Here is a 21,842-nt window from a genome sequence, read left to right on the forward strand (position 1 = left end):
ATGCGCGAACGGGGATTCAGCTACGTGGTGGTGATGTTCCTGGTCGCCATATTGTCCATCGTGTCGGTGCGTGCGTTAGAAACGACGTTGACGGCCGAACGGCGCGACAAGGAAGCCGAGCTTTTGTGGCGGGGTCTGGCCTACCGTGACGCCATCCGCGATTACTACGTCAATGCGCCCGGTACGGCTCAGACCTACCCGCAACAGCTGAGCGACCTGCTGTACGACGGCCGGTTCACCGTGCCGCGGCGCCCGCTGCGCAGGTTGTACCGCGACCCGATGACAGAGGATGGGCAGTGGGAGTTGGTGCATAACGAGGCGGGCAGGGTGATCGGCGTGCGCTCACGCTCGACGCTCAAGCCGTTGAAGCAGGACGGCTTTTCCGCCGACCTGGCCGGCTTCGCCGGCGCGGCGCATTACAGCGATTGGCAATTCGTTTATCAACCTCATTAGGAGACAGGATGCACAAGGTTCGTATCCGCGCCGCGCGCGGCTTTACATTGTTGGAATTGCTGGTCGTGATCGTCATCATCGGCTTGTTAGCCGCGTTCGTGGCGCCGAAGTACTTCGGTCAGATCGGCCGTTCGAAGACCCAAATCGCCAAGGCTCAGATCGAGTCCTTCGAAAAAGGCCTGGACCAGTTTCGCATCGATACCGGCCACTATCCGCTCACGGATGCGGGGTTAGCGGCGCTGTTTGTCCAGCCGGCGAATGAGCCGAACTGGCACGGCGCCTATCTGAAGAAGGGCATCCCCGCCGATCCGTGGAATCATGCCTATATTTACCGTTCGCCCGGCGACGCTGGCCGCGAATACGACATCATGTCCTATGGCGCCGACGGCCAGCAGGGTGGGGCGGACGAGAACGCCGATGTCGTCAGCTGGAACTGAGCGGTGCAATTCCACGCAAAAATTCTGACGGCCAGCCGCACCATCGAAGACGTCACGGTCGACGCGGCCGGCGAGGCCGAGGCACGGCAGCTAATCGCCGGCCGCGGCGGCCGCGTGATCGCCTTGCGCTCCGGCGGCACGCTGCTGGCCGCGCGCACGCCGCGCCGGGAATTCAACTTATCGGTATTTAACCAGCAAATGCATTCGCTGTTGGCGGCGGGGCAAACCGTGGTAGACGCGATCGATGTGCTGTGCCAGAACGATCGCAAGCCCGGCAGCAAGGCGGTGTACGAGGTGCTGCTGCGCGAGCTACGCCAGGGCAATCAGTTGTCCGATGCCATGGCCCGTCTGCCGTCAATCTTTCCCGTGTTGTATGTGGCCATGGTGCGCTCCAGCGAAACTACCGGCACGGTGCGGGCGTCGATCGACCGCTACATGCAATACCAGCAGCAGGTCGACCAGATCCGCGGCAAACTCACGGCCGCCGCAACGTATCCGGCCATCTTGCTGGGCGTGGGCGCGCTGGTGATCACTTTCCTGATGCTGTATGTGCTGCCGCGCTTTGCCTCCGTGTATGAGGATGCGGGCACCATGCGCAACGGCAAGGCTGGTTTTGCGCAATGGTGGGGTGCTTTCGTCAACGATAACACGCTGCTGGCCTGGTTGACTGTGGGCGCAATGCTCCTGGCCGTTTCGATCGGCGTGCTGCATCCGGCGATGCGTCGCGCGGCCTATCGCCGCCTGGTGGCCTCGCCGTGGATAGGTGAGCGCATACGCGTGCTGCAATTGGGCCGCTTGTACCGTACGCTGGCCATGCTGCTGCACAGCGGCCTAAGCGTGCTGGCCGCCATGCGTATGACGCGCGCCTCGTTGCCGGCGGCGATGCACGACGACGTGGACCACGCCGCGCGCCTGGTCAGCGAAGGCATGACCATGTCGCATGCCATGCGCGAATGCGGCTTGAGCACAGAAGTAGCGGTACGCCTGCTGGTGGCCGGCGAGTCGTCCGGCAATCTGGATGACATGATGGAACGCATCGCCGACTTCTACGATCAGGAGACGGCGCGCTGGATCGACACAGCCGGCCGGCTGATAGAGCCAGTGCTGATGCTGGGCATCGGCTTGGTGGTCGGCGCGATCGTGTTAATGCTGTACAGCCCCATCTTTGACTTGGCCAATATCGTATGAGCATACACAACATGACCATGCAGCAGATTGCCGCTGCGCAGGATGGTGCCGCGCCCGCCTTGTGGTTGGCGCGGTTGGCGGCCCGGTGCGACTTGCCGGTGGATGCCGCGTTGGCGCAGGCGGCCCGGCTGCTGGCTTATCCGGTGCTCGACGACGGCGCGCTGCAACAACTGCAACCGCTGTTCACCGTGGCCGAATACGGCGAGATGGTCCGGCGCCACGCCTTGATAGGCGAGGACGGGCAGGGCCGCCGGGTCGCCGCGCTTGGCCTGCCGCAGCAGGCCGGCTTGGGCGCCTGGCTGGCCACGTTGAACGTCGCCGGGCTGTGTATGGCGGACCCGGCGGCTGTGATGGCCAAGCTGGAGTCGTATGAATCGATGTTCAGCGCGGTGGCCGATGCGGTCGGCGAAGAGCAGGTCGCCGAGGCGGAACGCGATGCTAGCGGTGAGCTGACGCTGACCTCCATCCAGGGTGAGGCCAGTCCCGCCGTGCGGCTGATCAACTCCACCGTGTTTGACGCGTTGCGGCTGGAGGCCAGCGACATCCACTTGGAGACGCTGCCCCAAGGCTTGCTGATTAAGTTCCGCATTGACGGCGTGCTGAACCGGATTGGGATGGTGTCCAATCCGGTGCTGGCCGAGCAGGCGATCGCGCGCGTCAAGGTGCTGGCAGAGTTGGATATCGGCGAAAAGCGCATTCCCCAGGATGGCCGTTTCCGGGTGGGGGCCAAGGGGCGCGACATCGACATCCGGGTCTCCATCATGCCCAGCATTTTCGGCGAAGACGCGGTGCTGCGGGTGCTGGATAAAAAAGCGCTGATGGACAGCGTGCAGCGCCTGACGCTCGATTCGCTGGGCTTTGACGCCCGCACCATCCAGTTGCTGCGGCGGCTTGCGTCCGAGCCCTACGGCATGATGCTGGTGACCGGTCCGACTGGCAGCGGTAAGACCACGACCTTGTATGCCGCGCTGACGGAAATCAATCATGGCGAAGACAAGGTGATCACGATCGAAGATCCGGTCGAGTACCAACTCCCTGGCGTGTTGCAGATTCCTGTCAATGAGAAGAAGGGTCTGACCTTCGCGGTAGGCCTTCGCTCGATACTGCGCCATGATCCGGACAAAATCCTGGTCGGCGAGATCCGCGACCCCGAAACCGCCCAGATCGCGGTCCAGTCGGCGCTCACCGGCCACATGGTGTTTACCTCGGTCCACGCCAATAACACCTTCGATGTGATTGGCCGCTTCATGCATATGGGCGTTGACCCCTATAACTTCGTGTCCTCGCTGACAGGGGTGGTGGCGCAGCGCCTGGTGCGGCAGAACTGTCCGCATTGCGCGGAGGCCGACAACCCGGATGCGGCGTTGCTGGAAGAATCGAACATCGCCGATCCCCAGACGTACCGTTTTGTCGCCGGGCGCGGTTGCCCGCAATGCCGCAACACCGGCTACAAAGGGCGGCGCGCCATCGCCGAAGTATTGCGGCTGACGGATGAGATCCGCGAACTGATTATCGCCCGTGCGCCCATACGCGCGCTCAAGGAACAGGCGCGCTTGCAGGGCACCCGCTTCCTGCGCGATGTTGCACTGGACCTGGTGCGCGAAGGCCATACCACTTTGCAGGAGGTGAACCGTGTTACGTTTGTGGCCTGAACGGCGTTGTCTCGCGATGTTTCCCGACCGCGCATGGCTGTATGTGGGGAAGCAATTGCTGGAGCAGACCGCTGGCCTCGTCGGGGGCGATGGCGCAGGGCCGTACGATGCCGCCGCCGCATTGTTGGGTCAGCGCCCGGCCGGCGCGTGGAAGCGAGCCGGCCTCGACCTGCTGCTTAGCGACGAGATGGCGCGCGTTGTCACATTGCCGTGGCAAGACGGCCTGCGCACGACGGAGCAGCAATTGCGTTATGCCGAAGCGTGCCTGGAGGATGCCGGCGTGTACGGCGCCGGCTGGACGGTGCAATATGGTTACCGGCGCTATGGGCGGGGAGGGATTGCGTTTGCCGTGCAGACCGACACGCTGATGCAACTGGCGGACCTGGCCGCCGCGCACCAACTGCGCTTGCGTAGCGTGCTGCCGTCTGCCGCCGCTGCCTATTGGCGTCATGCGCTTGCCGGTGGCGGGGAAACGCTGTTGGTGCTGAGCGAAGCGCGGCGCGTCAGTGCGTTGCGTTTTGCCGGCGGTGGCCTGCTGGGGCTGGATGTGCAGCCGGTCATGGATTCAACCGAGATAGCCTTGCGTCGTTTGCTGCGGCGGGCGCAATTGCAGGGGGACGGGCTGGCGACGATCAGCTGCTGGTCCACCGGAGACCCGGCGCCGGCGCAGGCTGCGGCCGGTGAATGCTATCCCGCTGTGCGGCTGCGGGTATTGCCTCATGGGAGCTTGGGATGATCGGGAACTATCGACAGCTACTGCGGCCGCGTGCAAGGTGGTCGTGGGCGGTGTGGCTGTTGGCTCTGGCGCTGCTGGGGGTGGCGGCATGGGTAGGCGTTTTGGCCGTGCGCAGCGCTGAGCAGGCGCAGCGCTGGCAGGCCACGCAGGCAGTGGTGCAGGCACGTCTCGTGCGCCGTCCGCCTCCCCAGCCCTCGCGCGCCGCGCAGGACGAGCGACTGCGCTGGGAAGCGCTGGCGGTGGAGCGCGCCTTTTCATGGTATCCGGTCTTCAGGGCTCTGGAGCAGGCTAGCAGCCCGGAGATCGAACTGTTGGAATTTTTGCCCGACAAGACCAACCGCCGCCTGACGTTGAGGGGGGAGGCGCGCACCATGGAAGGACTGACCGCGTACCTGACGAAGCTAGGTGCGCAGGCGCCGCTGACCGAAGTCTACCTGGCCAAGCAAAAGAACATCAGCCGCGCCGGCATGTCGCTGGTGACGTTCGAGGTGCGCACGCGCCTCGCAGGTGGTTAGGCGGCGAGCGGCAGTTGATAAAAAAGTCATGATTGTGACGATTGGTGAGACTTTTCTCGATATTCGTCTGTCATACTGTCAATGTTTCCATATGGAACTTTATGAATCGCCGATGAAACAGCGGTTCCGTTCTGTTCGCACAAACATAAATTCATCGGGGTGGTTCATGCAGTTCATCTTCCACAGCTCTTCCTTTTGCCAGCCTCCGCCTTTGTCGTTGACACGGCGCCCAGCGCCAGCCTGACTAGCGGTTTCCTATTTTCTCGATATGGCTTGATGGCGGACGCGGTCCGTCCAAGCTGCCCTTTTGCCTGAAGTCCGGCGGGTATGCCCGCGACAGGACAATGACGACGAGTTACCACATGTTCAATTTCGGCCAGCGTTTTCGTGCTTTCCCGTTCATCAATCTGTGTGCCCTGTTGCTGCGGCAAGGCGGGTTGCTGGCAGGCCTAATTGGCGGCCTGTTGCTCCTTGCTGCGCATGGCAGCGCGTATGCCGCTAATGATGCAGTGTTCGTCACGCAGAAGGTGCCGGAAAGCATGACGGTGGGGGAGACTTATCCGATTTCCATCTCGATGAAAAATACCGGCACCGCGTGGGCTGCGACCGGTGGCTACGCCCTGACGCTGCAGAGCCCGGGAGGATGGAGTGTTGCGTCAATTCCCGTGAACACCACCTCGCCACTGAACACGACGCGGCCATTTAGTGCGACCATCACCCCTCCATCGACACCTGGAACCTACACGTTCCAGTGGTGCATGACGCAAGGTGGGGTGCCATTCGGTGCTTGTTCCAGTGCGCTGTCCATCCAAGTAGCGGCGCGTGCGCCGAATGCGGCATTCAGTTCGCAAACGATGACCGAGGCCATGACTACGCCCACTCGGTCGATCACAGTGACCATGAAAAACACTGGCAATATAACCTGGGTGGCCGGGCAGGTTGTGATGGCCATACAAAACCCACCGGACAATACCACCTGGGGTATCAATCGCTTGAAGCTCGGTGCGAACGTCGCACCCAATGCGGTGGGGAGCTTTACTGGCACCGTTGCCTCCCCGTCGCCCGGCTACTACGACATGCAGTGGCGGACGATGGATGAAAGCGGCAGATACTTTGGCGACCCGACAAAAAATTTGACAGTGGCGGTGGCAGGCGGACCGCCAACGTTGGCTATCGAGTCTCCAGCAGCTGACCAGGCGTTCGTGGGTAATGCCGGCTATATGCAAATTCCCGTCAAGGTTACTGCGACGCCAACCGGTGTCGCAACCATCAAGACGACACAGATGCTTGTCTACAATCCCAATACGTCCTCCTATGATCCTTGGATAACCGAAAACGGGCCGATCATAGACCGACTCTACAAGATGCAAGCGGCCAAGCAAACGCTCTATTTCAGGGCGACCGATTCATTCAACAAGACCACGCAAATACCGATTATTATCAAAGCGCTGAACGATGGCTCGCAGATCGCGTCCATTCATTTTCCTGCATCCATGGAGCCGGGCGTCCAGTATGATGTGGCGGTAACACTCAAGAACACCGGCCAAACCACGTGGGATCCTCAAACTGTCTCGCTGGCTTCTGCCAGCACGGCGCATACCAGCGCTTGGGGCGATTTTAGCGTGCCTCTGACAGCTTCAGTTCCGCCAGGAGAAACCGCCGTCTTTAATATGACTTTGACTGCGCCGTCGAAAGAGGGGACGTTCCCGTTCTTTATGCAGTTAAAGGAAAGCACACGTAGTCCGTTTGGCACCATTATAAATAGGAGCGTGGTGGTCGCGCGTATCCCGCCGACGGTCACCATGAGCGCGCCGGCTACGAGCTCGCTGGACATACCGACCGACACTAAGACCAAGGTCCTGGTGCAAGGTAGTGCGGTGGCAGGCACGAACGCCACGATCAGCAAGCTGGAGGTGCTTGAAGGCTCCACAGTGATCGCCACGGTCAACGGCAGCGCGATCGACCAATTGTTGGAACTGCCGATGGGGACGCACGCGCTGCGTCTGCGCGCTACCGACAACTGGAACGAAACCGGACTGAGTCCGATAGCGACCGTGACGGTGAGGGCCAACGACGCGGCGTATGTCTCGCAGTCCGTGCCAGCAACCATGCAGGTGGGTAAGGCATACACGACCACGGTCACGATGAGAAACTCGGGCAACAAGCCCTGGACTGCGGCGGGCGGCTACGCGCTCGGCTCACGGAATCCCGAAAACAATAAGTTGTGGCGTGATGGGCGCGTTCCGCTGACCGCGACCGTGGGTGCGAGCGGCCAGCTGAGTTTTTCCGTTCCGGTCACGGCGCCGACAGTGCCCGGTACCTATAATTTCCAATGGCAGATGCTGCAGGAGGGCGTCGAGTGGTTCGGTCCGGAGACGCCCAATGTGCAGGTGGTCGTCAACCCGCTGGCGCCGACCGTGCCGGCGCTGGCCCAGCCGCTAGCCGCGCAGAAATTCGTCGCGGTGGGCGCGAAGGCCGACGTGCGCCTGCAGGGCAGCGCGACGGCGGGCGAGGGCTCCTTCATCAGCAAGCTCGAAGTGCTCGACGGCGTGACCGTGATCGCGACGGTCGATGGCGGCGCCATCGACACGGTGGTGCAGTTGGCCGCAGGATCGCACACGCTAAAGTTGCGCGCCACCGACAACTTCGCGCAAGTGGTGACCGGTACCGCCACCACGGCGATCACGGTGCTGACAAATAACGCCAGCGCGGTGTCGCGCACGGCGGCGGCGTCCATGGTCGGCGGCACCACATATCAGGTGGTGGTGGTCATGCACAACGCCGGCACCTCGACCTGGACGGCCGAGGACGGCTATGCCCTGGCGCCGTCCCCCGACAACGGCACTTGGGTGACGGACTCCATCCCAGTGACTGGGCCGGTCCTGCCGGGAGCCAACGCCACCTTCACGTTTGACGTGCGGGCCCCGGCCGATCCGGCCACCTATCCGTTTCAATGGCAGATGGTGCGCAATGGAACGGAATTGTTCGGCGCCAAATCGACGGTCCAGAATATCGTCGTTACGGGCGTGCCGCCGACGGTCAATCTGAACGGCCCGGCCAACGGCAGCACATATACAGCGGTAAACGGTTCCGCCCAGGTGCCGGTTGCTGGCACCGCCGCGCCGACCGGGAGCGCTGTCATCAGCAAGTTCGAGGTGCTCGACGGAACCAGGGTGGCTTATACCGGTAGCGGCAGGCTGCTCAACGCCACCGTGCCCCTGACGCCGGGCAGCCATGTGCTGCAGTTGCGCGCGACGGACAGCCGCAACGCGGTCACGCTGAGCCAGACGTCGACCGTGACGGTGTTCCACAACGACGCGGCGTTTGTTAGCCAATCCGTGCCCACCACCATGTACGCGGGCGATCATTACACGGTCACGCTGACGGTAAAGAATACCGGCGACACGACCTGGCAGCCATTCTCTACGCAGAGCCAGCTTGGCATGGCGTTGGTCGAACAGCCCATCGGCAATATGGTATGGAGCAAAACCGGCCGCGTGCAGTTGAGCAGCGCGGTGGCGCCGGGGGCGACCTACACGTTCAGTTTCGATGTTATCGCACCGCCCATCGTCAAGCAGTATCAATTCCAGTGGCGCATGAGCGACGAGTCGAAGGAGTTCTTTGGCGCGCTGTCGACGCCGACCACGATCAGTGTGATTGCCCCACCGGTGCCGGTGGTGTCGCTATCCGCCAGTCCCGTTAACCAGCGCGTGGCGCCCGGCAAGAGCGCCTCGGTCACGTTGACTGGTTCGGCCTCCGAGCAAAACGGACAGCTTAGTAAGCTGGAAGTGTTCGCGGACAGCGGCAGCGGCTTTGGCGCGACGGCGCTCAAAACGGTCAACGGCAATGCCGCGCAACTGGCTCTCAATGAGGCCGTCGCGCTGGGCAACGGCAGCTATCGTCTGAAATTGCGCGCGACCGACAGCGGCGGACACTTTGCCGACTCGGCGCCGGTGACGGTGAATGTCAGCGACAGCCCGCTGCTGGGCCAGATCGTCGGTGTGCGTTCCAACGGCGCGCAGTTGCAGCTGGTGGGCTGGGCTTGCCGCGATACCGCCGCCGAGGCACTGAGTTATCAGGTCTACGTCAACGCACCACCGGCCTTAGGCGGTGCGGCGGTCGCCAGCGGCGTGGCCAACGTGGGCAGCGAGGCCGGCGACGCTGGCGTGCAGGCGCAATGCCACACCCCCGGCGTATCGCATTACTTTGCGGTCGACATCGCCAGTCTGCAAGCGCAATACCCGGGCGCGCCGCTGTATGTGTCGGCTCATAGCACCCATGGCGAAACGATCGTGCTGCCGTGTGAAGACCATGGCTGCCGCCTGCCCGAAGGCTTGCGCATCGGCCTGACCTCGCCTAACGTCAACAACCTGGACCGCTTCCGTTCGCCGCTGCCCGTCTTCGCGCGTGCGGTGGTGACCGGTTACACCGGCACGCTGGACGAGGTGTCCTTCAACATCAATGGCGAATGGCTGGCCAGTACAGCCGAGGGGGCGGGCGCCTATTCCGTCAGCAAGGCCGGCCTGCAGGCGAGCGTTGCTCCGTATGCGGCCTACGCCCAGGTGCGTCAGGGCGAGACCACGCTGATCACGGACACCCATCTGTTCTATGTCGATCCCGGCATCGTCCCGGCTGCCGTGCTGCCGAAAGACGGCACGATCGTCCCGCTGAGCCAGCCTACCGTACTGAGCACGATCGTGAACGCGACCGTGGAGCAGGGTCAGTCGGTCAAGTTCTTTATCGATCCGAAAGCCGCGCGGGCCATGCTTGCCGGTAAGCAGAAGATGGGCGGCGCCAGCCCCAGCCCCAAGTTCGCCTCCAGCACTACCGCAGCGAGCGGTGGCGTGGTTGGCGAAGGCACGTTTGACGGCACCAAGTGGCACTATGTCTGGACGCCGGCGGGCGAGGGCAGCTATACGATCGTGGTGAAACTGCTTGACCGGGCAGGCAAGGTATTGATGGAGACGCCGGCGATCACGCTGACGGTCAGCAGCGGCAGCAACCCGACCGATCCCAAGCCGGTGCCTGTTGTCGTCACGCCGCCATCGCTGCCGGAGCAGGATGCCGGCAGCCTGCCCGGAAATCTGGGGGTTGACCCAGCCGGTGCAGCGACCTACAGCATCGCCGTCGTGGTACCTCCGGGAACCGCTGGCATGCAGCCGAATCTTGCGCTGAACTACAACAGCGGTGGCTCCAATGGCATAGCGGGTCTTGGCTGGGCCTTGAGCGGCACTTCCAGTATCCACCGCTGCGGCAAAACCATTGCACAGGATGGCGTGAATCAGGCGATCAGTTTTGGCGCCGGCGATCGTCTTTGCCTGGACGGACAGCGGCTGGTGCGGGTCAATGCTCCTGCGCCGTCCGACAGCACGGCGGCTAGCGCGGACACCGCCTATTGGACCGCCGGTGGCGAGTATCGCACCGAGATTGAAAGCTTCAGCCGCGTGACCGCAGTCAATGGGCAAGACGGCAAGCTTGCCTTCAAAGTGGAAACCAAGGATGGCAAGACCAGCTACTATGGCTGTGACGTCGGTAGTAGCGGTTGCGGCAGCGGCGCCACTTCAAATAGCTATGCCGCCGTCAAAAGTGGCGCCATATTCCAGCCTGATGCACCGAATGGCGTGGCCGACACGGCCAAGGTCGGTATGGCGATCTCCTGGAACTTGTCCGCCATTGTCGATTCAGCGGGCAACCACATTGATTTTGACTACTCCAATCCTGATGCCAGCACGGGAGAATATCTGCTCAAGCAGATCCGCTACGGCGGCAACTTCATTTCAGGGCAGTTGCCATATGCTGCGGTGCGCCTGACATATGAAGCACGCTCCGACGCGTGGACGCGTTATATCGCGGACGCTCGCAACGATCTGCGCAACCGACTGACGACCATTGAAACCTTTGTTGATACCGCTGGTACGATAGGCGATACCACTGGTACAACTGTCCGCAGCTATACGCTGGCGTATGATCGCAGCCTTACAAGCGGACGCAGCTTGCTTGCCAGCGTCAAGGTATGTGCGACGAGCAGCGCGATTGCGGCGACTGGACAAGCTGCCGCAACCAGTTGCCAGACGGCGACCACCTTTACTTGGGGCAAGGCTAGTGCCGATGTGGCGCGTGCCTTCATCAACCGTACGCCTGGGCTAGGCTACGGCGGAAGCACGTGTGACCAGGGCTCGACGGCGCCTTGTCTGGTGGTGCACGGTCCAGTTCCTGGTAACGCGATGGGAGCGACGACCCACATTGAGTATTTTGACTTCAGCGATTTTGAGAACAACGGCCGCGCCGACATACTCGAAAAAAGGGTTTCGGACACCAACTCGGGCGTGAGTTCCCAACAGCAGGTCGTCAACGATGCGTTCTCCAATCCGGCAGTTCCAGTGGGGACGCTGCAAAAGCAATACCGCTATTTCCATAACACCGGTTATGGTTTTGACCACTACCAGTACAAGCTGAACAGTGAGGAGTATTTTGCAGTACTGGCAGTATCAGATTTCAATGGCGATGGCTATCCAGACTTGCTTGTGTACACCGCCAGCGGACCAGACACCGCCCATGGGGGCACCACGGGGGCGCCCAAAGTCTGCCTGTCGACATTAGCGGGCGGCTTGCCGGCCCCGGGTGGTACGCTGGTTTTCGATTGTAATTCCGGCCTCGCCGCGCTTGGTAATTACATGACCAGCGGCCAGCCGACCGTGATGGACGTGATCGGTGATGGACGGGCCGCAATCTATGACGCGCCGACTTGGTCGCAAACCGACGGCGCGACGGACACCTTGTGCATACAAGGCTCCTGCTGGCCAAGGCTGACCAATCTGCCCTCGGCGCTGGTCAACCAGAACGTGCCATGGTATATCCTCGACAACAGACCGAGCGCCAAGACGTACACCGTTTTTGAACAAGCAGTGGACTTTAGCGGCACCGGCAAACCGGAAATGGTGCAATGGACTATTCCGATGCGGGAGCCACTTTGCGTGGGGCCGGATTGTGGGAATTGCCCGGTTACCAGTCCGGACTGCTTCCGTTGGAGAAACGCGGTGCCGCAAGTGCTGGTAAGTGCGTTTGTGCCGCCAGGCGGTGTTCCGCCTCCGGCCCTGCGGTTCACTGCGACCATCCCGCCGCCGGCCAATGGTGTACCCACCTTCGCGCCTTACGCCTTCGACAAGGCAATGAATTTCGGGCAGCTAGCTGGGGACTTCAATGGCAGTGGCTATAGCAGCCTATATTTCGGCTTGCACGTCACTGGCCTCGATGACGCGCATAGCGTGGTAGCGACCCGGTCGCGCGGCATGCAATGCCTGTCGACCGGTCAGCACCTGGACTGCAGCATTCGTCACGCGCTGAGCAACAACACCGTCTCGGGCGCGAACGGCTATATGAAGACCTTGTCCGTGGCCGATTTCGATGGCGACGGTCAGCCCGACCTGCTGATGATTCAGGTTGATAGCAAAGGCATCGTAGTCGGCGACACGCTACAGATGTGCCATCTTTTGGGCGACGACAGTACCAAGGGCGCCGGTCCCGGTGACACCAACGTCAGTTGCGAACCTTGGGCTACGCCGGCAATTACTTCGGATCAACTGCGCGCTGCCCTGCGTGTCGAGCCTGCTTCGCCCACCGATCAGCTGTACGTCATGGACGTCATGGGGCTCGGTCGTCCGCAGTTGGTGTATTACCACGCGGGCAGATATTCCGGCAATGTTTGGACCGAGGATGGCCGCTGGGAAGTACTGGTGCCTAATGATCTGGCGACCGATGGCGAAGCCCTTGACCGCATCGTTTCCGTCAGCAACGGTTACGGTTCGGCCAGCAGCGTCACCTACTTCGACGGCTTGACGACCGGAACGATTTCGAAGTCGGGGACCGCCACCTTGGCATACCCCCAGCGCTTGAGCGCGCCTACCGGCAAGATCGTCGGCAAGCTCAGGACGGGCAACGGCGGCCTGCTGTCCCGTATCACCCAATACCATTATCAAGATCCAGCCACTGACTTGTTCGGCCGAGGCTCGTTGGGCTTTGGTATTGTCCAGGCGCTTGATCTTGACGTCCATTCGATCTCGGTAACCCACTACAACCAAGTCTGGCCGAATACCGGCACGGTGGCATCGACCCAAGTGCGGCACGGAACGGGCAACTTCAACGACCTTAACGGCGCCGTTATCTTCAGCACAACCAACACGCCCTTCAACTATAGCGTGACACAAGCCAACGGCAGCCACACCGTATGTCCACTGGTCGGCAGTACCAGCGTTCATCGCTACGACCTGGATGGCAGCGACTTCGGCGCCGGCGACACCGTCAATGAATATGGCGACGGCTGGTGCAACCTGACCAGGCAGACCATCACCCTGACCCCGCCGAACGGCAACGCGGCGTTTGTCAGCGAGACAAAGACGACGTATCAACCAGTTGGCACTGGCTGGTTTGTCGGCCTGCCCACGCTGGTAAGGCAAACCAAGACCGATCCGGTCAGCGGCAGCGAAACGCGCACGGTCAAGTATGAGTATGATGCGGCAACCGGCCTGCTTTATAAGGAAACGATCGAGCCAGACGAAGTGAAGTATCGGCTGACGACCAGCTATGATCGCAGCGGTAACAGATTCGGCTTGGTCAACAAAAAAACCCAGGACTGGGTCGATCCCGCCTGCCAGGGTAACACGGTCACACCCTCCTGCAAGGCTGATAAATCGCGCACGCTTAGCGACATCACATACGACTCTCTTGGCCGTTTCCCGGCAACAGTTCTGAACGCGTTGGGCCACCAGGAAGACCATGTCAATGACACGGCGACCGGCGCTCTGGTCAAGTTGACAGATCCGAACGGCTTGGTCACCACATGGCAGGTCAACGGCTTTGGCCGGGTGACCAATGAGAAGAATGTTTATGATAACGAAACGCGTCGCGCCCTGAAGGCCTGCGCAGGCGGGTGTCCGTTGAGCGCGGCAGTGATGGAGATGACTGAAACGTTCCATGGAAAAGACCGCGTCAGCGTGCCGAAGGTGACCTACAGCGACAACGTCGGCCATGTGCTGCGAACGCAAACCTGGGGCTTCGATGGCCGGGTGATCATTGCCGACCGTGAATACGATGGTTTGGGTCGCTTGGTGGTGACCCAGGGGCCGCACTTCGAGACCGACCGTACTTGGGAGGGAAGTGTCCAGATCTACGACGACCTGGATCGCGTCACGCAGATATATACCTCGGACGAGTCGGGCACTTCCCATACCAGCACGATCGACTACCGTGGACCGGTCACGGTCTACACCAACGCCAGGAATCACACTCGTACTGAAACACGCAATGTTGCCAACCAATTGGTGGAGGTAGAGGCGATGGATACTGCGAGCAATATCACTAAGTTCGGGTATGAGCCGTTTGGAGCGCTCAACTACACCGAAGATCCGAACAAGAACGTGATCAAGGTGCAATACGACCGCTTGGGCCGCAAACTCGAACTGCGCGATCCGGACCTGGGCGTTATTCAATACCGGGTGGATCCGCTGGGCCAGGTCTGGGCGCAAAGTACGCCGAACCAGCGCGCATTAAGCGATCCGATGATGTATATGGTGTACGACCTGCTCGGGCGCATGACGGCACGCTATGAAGCGGACCTAAAAAGCTATTGGAAGTTCGACACCGCCCCCATGGGCAAGGGACAGTTGGCCGAAGCCTATACGACGGCGGGCGACACCCCGGACTACGACCGCATCCATACCTACGATGACAAAGCCCGTCCGCTCAAGACCACGCAAGTGCTCGACAAAGGCGGCTACAGCTTCACCAGCGAAACCAGCTACGATGATTGGGGCCGCGTAGTTTCGCAGAGCTACCAGCGAGGCGGGGATACGCTCAAGCAGTTCGACCAGCGCTACAACGGCTACGGCTATCTCGCGCGTGTGGCGCGTGGCGCGACGGTGCTGTGGAATGTGAGCAGCCAGGACGCGGCCAACCGCGCCACCGGCATCGTGCTGGGCAATGGCCTGTCGCAGTTGAAGGGCTTTAATCCCTACACTGGCCGCCTAGACTGGGCCACGCTGACGGTTCCGGCCGGTGCGGCGCAGTTGCAGGAAGCGTACCAGTACGATGTGCTGGGCAATGTAACGAACCGCACCCAGTACTGGGGTTCGGCCGACAAGCTGCAGGGGTACTCGGAAGACTTCACCTACGACACGCTGAACCGGTTATGGACCAGCCATATCCATGACCAGCCGTCGCTGACCTTCACCTACGATGCCGCCGGCAATATGAAGAGCAAGACCGGTACCGGGATCTACACCTATCCTGAGCAAGGCGCATTGGCGGTGCGGCCGCACGCGGTGCAGAGCATCGACAGCCTGCAGGGCACGTTTGCCTACGACCTGAACGGGAACCTGCTCACCTCGCCGGGGCGCAGCGCCAGTTGGACCAGCTTCGACATGCCGCGCCAGTTGGCGAAGGGCACGGTCACGAGCAACTTCGTGTACGGACCGGAGCATCAGCGCGTGCGCCAGGAGCGCAGTGACGGCAGCAAAGTGATTTATGCCGGCGCGCAGGAAGTCGAGACAAAAGACGGTCAAGTGACGGTGAAGACCTACTGGCCGATGGGGATCGGGTTCGAGAGCGAAAATCCGGACACGGGCGATACGGCGCTGAATTGGGTGCATCGCGATCGGCTGGACAGCGTGGTGGCGATCACGGGCGAGAGCGGCCAGCTAAAGGAATCGCTGGCGTACGACGCGTGGGGCAAGCGCAGGGCGCTGACTGGTAACGCCACGCCGGACGGTCTGGATGGCGTGGTTGACAACAAGGGTTATACCGGCCACGAGATGCTGGACCAGTTGGATCTGGTGCACATGAATGGACGGGTGTACGATCCGTTTGTCGGTAGATTCTTGTCGGCGGACCGGTTTATTCAAACCCCCTATAGCGGGCAGAATTACAACCGCTATAGCTACGTGCTGAACAATCCAACGAACCTGGTAGATCCTACCGGCTTCCTCGTTGAGGTGGTAGTGTCGGGGCGTGCGGAGCTGGAGGAAGCGGTTCGGGCAATCGAAAACGCACGGAACATGGTTTCTGAGGCAAGGAAACTGGACGCCGTGTCTAAAACGAATGCTAAAAATCCAGTAGGAAAGATATCGTTCCCCAAGATTGCAAGTCGAGTATTTGTTGGATTGTCTCTCTACCTCCATTCGGGTGATGGAGTTGAAGACAGGTGTTATCGTGGCGACATGTGCGCTATCGATCCGCTTACTGGAGAGCTAACGCATGAGGCTTGGGCACAAAGGTTACTTGATGCAGCCACAGCCCGTCTTGAACAGCTTCAGGAAGCAAGTTCCGCGTTATCAGCTGATAGCCAGACCAGCGAAGAGAAGGATAAAGCAGATAAAAAAGAAAGTAAAAAAGAGAAGAAGCGTAAATGGAATAAGGCACGTCGAAAGCATTGGAAGGATCGCGCCGCCAATGCTGAGGTAGGAGAGTTTTCTCCGGAGAACCTGAAACGAATGGAAAAGGGATTGGCGCCAAAACATGATGAGCTCGGGGTTTCAATGGAACTTCATCATATAACTCCTCAAAGTGACGGAGGTACTCACGATTCGACAAATCTTCGTGAGGTTTGGCCTTGGGAACATGCGGATATAGACCCATATAGATATTACAAGGGGCCTCGGCCTTAAAGGAATGAAAATGACATCGCAAAAGTTTACGTACCCGACAGAAAAAATAATTAATAGTGCTTTTCTCAAAAATGGCAGAAGCGATGTAGTGAAATGGGAAGCGTTGCCTATTCCCGAAGCCTGTAGCTTAAAACTAATTTTTGAGAATTGGGATAAGTCCAAAAGACATGGAGTGTGGGTAGGTGTTGAAGGTGAATTAGTCGTTAACGGCTTTAATTCTGCGAGTATGGAGATTTGGTCCGATAGTGCTCCAGAAACTGTCTTGATTGAAGTAAAAAAATCCAATGGAATTATCCATTTGTATAATATCTGGGATTCAGGGAAAGGAAAACAGTCCCAATCCTATACTTCAGGTATGTTAATTGAGGAAATTGTTAATGGTCGTCGATATCGTTGTAATGATATTGGATTTGAGGAAAAGTTTGATCATTTGACATTTCAAATCCTGTGGGATTGAACATAGGGGATCAGTGAGGCCCCCTGACTTTGGAGGACATTCCTGTTTGGTAAACTTCGCCAACGGGGTAACTTACGAAACGCACAAAAATGTGGACACCGGAGCTTAGTAAAGAAGCCGTGAAGGTGGGTATGCGTCCGACGCTTCCACCTACTAATGGCCGATATCCCAGCTCATACTCCGGCGTTTTCACAACGGAGATGAGGATGGCGACTATCGAGCGAGACGCGCTTTTGGCAAGAGTGCATTGAGCGCTGGCGGACCAGCCTCTGTCGCAGCGGGCCTTTGCGCTACAAGGAGGTTACCCGATCCAGCAGGTGGGCAACTGAGGCGGCCTGAATAATCGCATACGCCCTGATTCTGAAGGCGAAAGTCGAAAGAACACGGCTGGAATTTGCAAGCTGTCGGTAAAATGGCGGCATTTCCTTGAAAATTTCTGAGGGGTGAATGGGACCAACGGCGAAACTTCGAATTTCCGGCGATTTTTGGCGAGCAGCCAATCGTCAGTTCGCCTATAGTTTTTCGCTCTGGGTCTGGACCTGGTTCGCAGCAGTACAGTGTTCTCTTTCGCAGTATTCCGCCCAGTGATCCATCAAGTCACGTCGCTTCTCGAACAGGTCGCTACGGAAGTAAGCCGCCTCGGTCGCGTCCCTGGTCGTATGCGCTAACGCTGCCTCGCAGACCTCAGACGGAAAGATGGTTTGTTCGGCGGCCCAGTCACGGAATGTGGAGCGAAAACCGTGCATCGTGTATTCCAAGCCAAGCCTACGCAGTTGCATCGTAAATGTCATATCGCTATGCGCCTTGCCAGAAGGAGTTGGGAAAACTAAACCATGGGGTTTTGAAAGACCTCTGGCCTGATTCTTCAGGATTGCCAGAACCTGCTGCGAGAGCGGAACCCTATGCTCGATGCCAGCCTTCATGCGCTCGGCGGGGATTGTCCAGCGGCGCTTGCTGAGATCAAATTCCTGCCAGACTGCCATGCGCACCATGCCGGTGCGTGCTGCCGTCAAAATTGTGAATTCCATGGCCTGTTTTATACATGAAGAGGCGCCGCATTCGCGGATTGCCTGGAAGGCTCTTCCGACCTGTTCGTAGGGGCAGGCGAGATAATGCACGGGTTTGCGGACGTCCTTCGTTCGTGGCAGAGCACGTTCTAGCTGATCCCATAGGTGCGGAAATTGGTTTGTTCGAAAATCGCGTGCGGCGGCCCAGTCGAGGATGACCTTGATGCGCTGGCGGATACGGGATGCCGTTTCATGATGGCACAGCCAGATCGGTTCTAGGACAGCCAGTATGTCAGGCTTTCCGATGTGATTTACATCCTTGTCGCCCAATATAGGGAAGGCATGGTTGGCCAGCGAACTAAACCATTGTTGGGCATGCTTGGCGTTGCGCCACCCGTTGCTATGGGTCGAGTGATATTCCGCAGCACACTCTTGGAATGTCCAAACTTTGCGAGTCTTTTCGGCCTCCTGTTGGCGCAGCGCCTCGCGCGCGGCCTCACGGTGCGTGATAGGATCGATACCGTCCAGCAGCAGTTGGCGGCACTTGGCGGCGTCGTCACGAGCTTGGGTAAGCGTCTTGTCGCGCACGCTACCGAGCCCCATGGCTCTGGAGCGCCCGCGGAGCATGAAGCGGAAGATCCATCCTTTGGTGCCGCCTTTGGAAATACGCAAATAGAGACCCCCGCCATCAGCGTAATAGCCGGGTTCTTTTTTTGCGTTGATCCCCATGACCGTCAGGGTCTGCCTGCTTCTTCTGCCCACAATTCTGCCCACAAATCGACGCGAGCTCTTAGTATATTTCGTGATTCGGCCGGAGACGCTGGGCGTACAATCAATTCGATTTTTAATAGAGAAGTTCGACGGCCGGAGCGTTTGAGAGCTACACAGAGACGAACGAAATGCAGACACCGTCTCCGCCAGAATCAGACAAAAAGCCCTTGAGTTTCAAGGGCTTTTTGTTTTTCCAGGCTGTTGGACCACTCTCTGTCCAGAAACGTGCGCAGCGAGCTTATCCGGCCTTGGCGCACGCGTGCTCGACCAGCGCTTCATCAACCAGATCCTCGCTATCGCCGGCCGCCTGTCGCACGACGGGATAAAAGATTTCCTCTTCGGCAGTGGCATGCCTGGTCAGTTCTAGGCAGATCTCGGTGGCGAGTTTTTTCTTGGTCGCGACCGAGCGGTCGCTGAGGTTGTCATATTCTTCAAACAGTGCTTTCACCTTCCGATGATCGGCTGTCAGCAGCTCGATAGCGTCGATCGGCGCGGTCGCCGGTTGCATGCCTCGCGGGGCGGCGTGGGGGCGGTAGTTTTCATGTCGGTTGCCTTAATGGATGAGGAACCGCGGAGGTCCAGCCTCCGCGACGCGATTACTTGGACTTGGAACCGGATGCAGGCTTGGCGGACGTGCCTTTGTTGCCCGACGATGCAGATTGGCTGTTGCCGGAACCGGTGGACTTGTTGCCGGCGCTTTTCGCGCCTTTGGCTTCTTCCAATTTGCTGTTGCCGCCGTTTTTGCCGCCTTGGGTGGGTTTGCTCATGATGATCTCCAAAAGGTTAAGTCGAACATTCGGCGCTAACTCTGCCTTGATTTCATCTTAGTTGACGCGTCAAACGTTGATGTAGGAGCACCCCTCATCGCGGTGTAGGTGGCCGGATGGCTGGCGCCGCTATCGAATGGAGTGCGAACTGATGACAAAAAAAGTTTCGTTTTGACGGGCCATCATCCTACGCGGGCACCAGTGCGCGCCTTATGACGATGGCGTCCGATTCCGCAAAGAATGGAACCACCGCCGAGCTGTGACACGCTGCGCGGCGGCCCCTACTACCGAGAATCCAGGAGACCATCATGACGGCATCAAATCAAGGCGGCAATAAGACGAGCGACACCAGCAAATCCCACACGGCGCAATCGGCCGCATCCCAACAGAGCGGCGCGAGCGGTTCCCAGGGCAGCGCCGAACTTGACAAGCAGGGAACCCAGTCCCGCTCGGCGGGGCACCAGCAGTCGCATAGCGGCGGCAACAACCAGTCCGGCGGCAAGAACGATGGCGCCGACGGCCGCGGCTTCGCGTCGATGGATCCTGAGCGCCAGCGCGAGATCGCCGCGGAAGGCGGCCGCGCAGCCCATGCGTCGGGCAATGCCCACGAGTTCACCTCGGAAGAAGCGCGTAAAGCGGGTGCGATGAGCCATAAGAACGATGGCAACCGGCAGAGTGACTCCGACACGGGTTCGCGTTCGGGCGGCCAAAGCGGAAGCCGTGCCTCGGGCCAAGGTGGGAATCAAAGGGCGGGCAGCGACGGCGGCTCCGGATCGCGTTCGAAATAGTGGGCACCGGCGCCGCGCCTTTGCGGCCCCGGCATTTTATTCCGTCCGTCCGCCCCCCTGCCGGGCGGGTTGTTCGAACCCCTTTGGAGACCCCCATGCGTGCACTAGTCTATCATTCCGCCCACGACGTGAAAGTCGATACCGTACCCGATCCGGTGCTGCAGCAACCGGATGACATCATCCTCAAGATCACAGCCACCGCGATCTGCGGCTCCGACCTCCACCTGTATCGAGGCAAGGTGCCCGGCATGAAGGAGGGCGATATCATGGGCCACGAATTCATGGGCGAGGTTGTCGAGGCCGGCCCCGGCGTCACCCACCTGAAAAAGGGCGATCGGGTGGTGGTGCCGTTTGTAATCGCCTGCGGCAGCTGCTTCTTCTGTGACATCAAACTCTATTCCGCCTGCGAGACGACCAATCCGGACCGCGGCACGATCATGAACAAGAAGTCGCTCCGATCCGGCGCGGCGCTGTTCGGGTTCAGCCATATGTACGGAGGCGTGCCAGGTGGCCAGGCGGAGTTTGTGCGCGTGCCCAAGGCCAACGTCGGGCCGATCAGGATACCCGACACGCTGGAAGACGAAAAAGTACTTTTCCTGAGCGATATCCTGCCGACCGGCTACCAGGCGGTGCTGAACGCGGGCGTTGGTCCGGGCTCGAGCTTGGCCATTTTCGGCGCCGGCCCGGTGGGGCAGATGGCGGCCGCCAGCGCGCGCATGCTGGGTGCCGAGAAGATCTTCATGGTCGACCATCATGGCTATCGGCTTGATTTCGCTCGTCTCACCTACGGCGTTATTCCAATTAACTTCGACGAGGTTGACGCGGCCGAGTTCATCATTGAAAACACCAACCACCGTGGTGTCGATGCGGTGGTCGATGCGGTCGGCTTCGAAGCGAAAGGCAGTGCGCTGGAAACCGCGTTGACGGCGATGAAGCTGGAAGGCAGCAGTGGCCAAGCGTTGCGCCAATGCATTGCGGCGGTCCGGCGTGGCGGCACCGTCAGTGTTCCGGGTGTCTACGCCGGCTTTATTCATGGCTTCCTGTTTGGTGATGCGTTCGAAAAGGGTATCGGTTTCAAAACCGGACAGACACATGTGCAGCGCTACATGCCAGAGCTGCTCACGTTCATCGAGGAAGGCAAGCTCAGGCCGGAGGCGATCATCTCGCACCGCATGACGCTCGAAAATGCCGCGGAGGGCTACAAGATGTTCGATAAAAAAGAAGACGATTGCCGCAAGATTGTGCTGCGCCCCTGAGCCCGGAGGCTGACCTGGTTTTGGTCGGGCTGCTGTAAATCTGCTGCTTTTGCATTTCATGATCAAGTCCCTGGTGTCCCATCCGGACGCGCTTGGCAGGGATTGTTACCGAAATAAGTGAAGTCCTAACAACTGCATGACATGTCATCAACATTTCA

General features: G+C 59.8%; 13 protein-coding genes. 10 read left to right on the forward strand and 3 right to left on the reverse strand.

Annotation, left to right across the window (positions count from 1 at the left end):
- From ACUJB0_RS25205 to ACUJB0_RS25240, 8 genes are all read left to right on the forward strand, one after another.
- On the forward strand, window positions 1-453 hold the full coding sequence (locus ACUJB0_RS25205) for a type II secretion system protein (protein WP_444847621.1): 453 nt from the start codon (window positions 1-3) through the stop codon (window positions 451-453).
- Window positions 454-461: 8 nt separating this feature from the next.
- Window positions 462-890, forward strand: a complete 429-nt coding sequence (gene gspG / locus ACUJB0_RS25210; RefSeq protein WP_444847622.1) for a type II secretion system major pseudopilin GspG — start codon at window positions 462-464, stop codon at window positions 888-890.
- A 3-nt stretch (window positions 891-893) separates the two neighbouring features.
- Window positions 894-2,078 carry a type II secretion system F family protein gene (locus ACUJB0_RS25215; RefSeq protein ID WP_444847623.1) on the forward strand — a complete coding sequence of 395 codons (1,185 nt, stop codon included), beginning with the start codon at window positions 894-896 and terminating at the stop codon, window positions 2,076-2,078.
- An 11-nt stretch (window positions 2,079-2,089) separates the two neighbouring features.
- The gene (locus tag ACUJB0_RS25220) at window positions 2,090-3,730 is read left to right on the forward strand and encodes a GspE/PulE family protein (RefSeq protein ID WP_444847624.1); all 1,641 of its coding nucleotides are present in this window, start codon (window positions 2,090-2,092) and stop codon (window positions 3,728-3,730) included.
- Between the two features lie 16 nt (window positions 3,731-3,746).
- On the forward strand, window positions 3,747-4,466 hold the full coding sequence (locus tag ACUJB0_RS25225) for a hypothetical protein (RefSeq protein ID WP_444847625.1): 720 nt from the start codon (window positions 3,747-3,749) through the stop codon (window positions 4,464-4,466).
- The gene (locus ACUJB0_RS25230) at window positions 4,463-4,981 is read left to right on the forward strand and encodes a hypothetical protein (RefSeq protein ID WP_444847626.1); all 519 of its coding nucleotides are present in this window, start codon (window positions 4,463-4,465) and stop codon (window positions 4,979-4,981) included. The genes ACUJB0_RS25225 and ACUJB0_RS25230 overlap by 4 nt, the downstream gene beginning before the upstream one ends.
- A 362-nt stretch (window positions 4,982-5,343) precedes the next feature.
- A complete protein-coding gene (locus ACUJB0_RS25235; protein ID WP_444847627.1) occupies window positions 5,344-16,638 on the forward strand; it encodes an NBR1-Ig-like domain-containing protein in 11,295 nt (3,764 codons plus the stop codon).
- A gap of 10 nt (window positions 16,639-16,648) precedes the next feature.
- Window positions 16,649-17,095: a hypothetical protein gene (locus tag ACUJB0_RS25240; RefSeq protein WP_444847628.1), complete on the forward strand. Its 447-nt coding sequence runs from the start codon at window positions 16,649-16,651 to the stop codon at window positions 17,093-17,095.
- 512 nt (window positions 17,096-17,607) lie between these two features.
- On the opposite strand, the gene ACUJB0_RS25245 is transcribed toward ACUJB0_RS25240, so the two are convergent.
- The 3 genes from ACUJB0_RS25245 to ACUJB0_RS25255 all read right to left on the reverse strand — a co-directional run bounded on the left by ACUJB0_RS25245 (window position 17,608) and on the right by ACUJB0_RS25255 (window position 19,640).
- A complete protein-coding gene (locus tag ACUJB0_RS25245) occupies window positions 17,608-18,831 on the reverse strand; it encodes a tyrosine-type recombinase/integrase (RefSeq protein ID WP_444847629.1) in 1,224 nt (407 codons plus the stop codon).
- A 280-nt stretch (window positions 18,832-19,111) separates the two neighbouring features.
- The gene (locus ACUJB0_RS25250; protein WP_444847630.1) at window positions 19,112-19,381 is read right to left on the reverse strand and encodes a hemerythrin domain-containing protein; all 270 of its coding nucleotides are present in this window, start codon (window positions 19,379-19,381) and stop codon (window positions 19,112-19,114) included.
- An 88-nt stretch (window positions 19,382-19,469) separates the two neighbouring features.
- On the reverse strand, window positions 19,470-19,640 hold the full coding sequence (locus tag ACUJB0_RS25255) for a hypothetical protein (RefSeq protein WP_444847631.1): 171 nt from the start codon (window positions 19,638-19,640) through the stop codon (window positions 19,470-19,472).
- Between the two features lie 308 nt (window positions 19,641-19,948).
- Here ACUJB0_RS25255 and ACUJB0_RS25260 point away from each other — a divergent pair, with 308 nt between their 5' ends.
- Window positions 19,949-20,428: a KGG domain-containing protein gene (locus tag ACUJB0_RS25260; RefSeq protein ID WP_444847632.1), complete on the forward strand. Its 480-nt coding sequence runs from the start codon at window positions 19,949-19,951 to the stop codon at window positions 20,426-20,428.
- 95 nt (window positions 20,429-20,523) lie between these two features.
- Window positions 20,524-21,684: a zinc-dependent alcohol dehydrogenase gene (locus tag ACUJB0_RS25265; RefSeq protein WP_444847633.1), complete on the forward strand. Its 1,161-nt coding sequence runs from the start codon at window positions 20,524-20,526 to the stop codon at window positions 21,682-21,684.
- The last annotated feature ends 158 nt before the right edge of the window (window positions 21,685-21,842 follow it).

It is taken from the genome of Duganella caerulea, from assembly GCF_040362985.1.
Taxonomy (GTDB): Bacteria; Pseudomonadota; Gammaproteobacteria; order Burkholderiales; family Burkholderiaceae_D; genus Rugamonas; species Rugamonas vulcania.

Bases quoted from the DNA above. Each gene is read 5' to 3' on its own strand.
- ACUJB0_RS25240 (WP_444847628.1), top strand. From the start codon at position 16,649: ATGACATCGCAAAAGTTTACGTACCCGACAGAAAAAATAATTAATAGT.
- ACUJB0_RS25225 (WP_444847625.1), top strand. From the start codon at position 3,747: ATGTTTCCCGACCGCGCATGGCTGTATGTGGGGAAGCAATTGCTGGAG.
- ACUJB0_RS25250 (WP_444847630.1), bottom strand. From the start codon at position 19,381: ATGCAACCGGCGACCGCGCCGATCGACGCTATCGAGCTGCTGACAGCC.
- ACUJB0_RS25220 (WP_444847624.1), top strand. From the start codon at position 2,090: ATGACCATGCAGCAGATTGCCGCTGCGCAGGATGGTGCCGCGCCCGCC.
- ACUJB0_RS25265 (WP_444847633.1), top strand. From the start codon at position 20,524: ATGCGTGCACTAGTCTATCATTCCGCCCACGACGTGAAAGTCGATACC.
- ACUJB0_RS25260 (WP_444847632.1), top strand. From the start codon at position 19,949: ATGACGGCATCAAATCAAGGCGGCAATAAGACGAGCGACACCAGCAAA.
- ACUJB0_RS25230 (WP_444847626.1), top strand. From the start codon at position 4,463: ATGATCGGGAACTATCGACAGCTACTGCGGCCGCGTGCAAGGTGGTCG.
- ACUJB0_RS25245 (WP_444847629.1), bottom strand. From the start codon at position 18,831: ATGGGGATCAACGCAAAAAAAGAACCCGGCTATTACGCTGATGGCGGG.
- ACUJB0_RS25235 (WP_444847627.1), top strand. From the start codon at position 5,344: ATGTTCAATTTCGGCCAGCGTTTTCGTGCTTTCCCGTTCATCAATCTG.
- ACUJB0_RS25255 (WP_444847631.1), bottom strand. From the start codon at position 19,640: ATGAGCAAACCCACCCAAGGCGGCAAAAACGGCGGCAACAGCAAATTG.
- gspG (WP_444847622.1), top strand. From the start codon at position 462: ATGCACAAGGTTCGTATCCGCGCCGCGCGCGGCTTTACATTGTTGGAA.
- ACUJB0_RS25205 (WP_444847621.1), top strand. From the start codon at position 1: ATGCGCGAACGGGGATTCAGCTACGTGGTGGTGATGTTCCTGGTCGCC.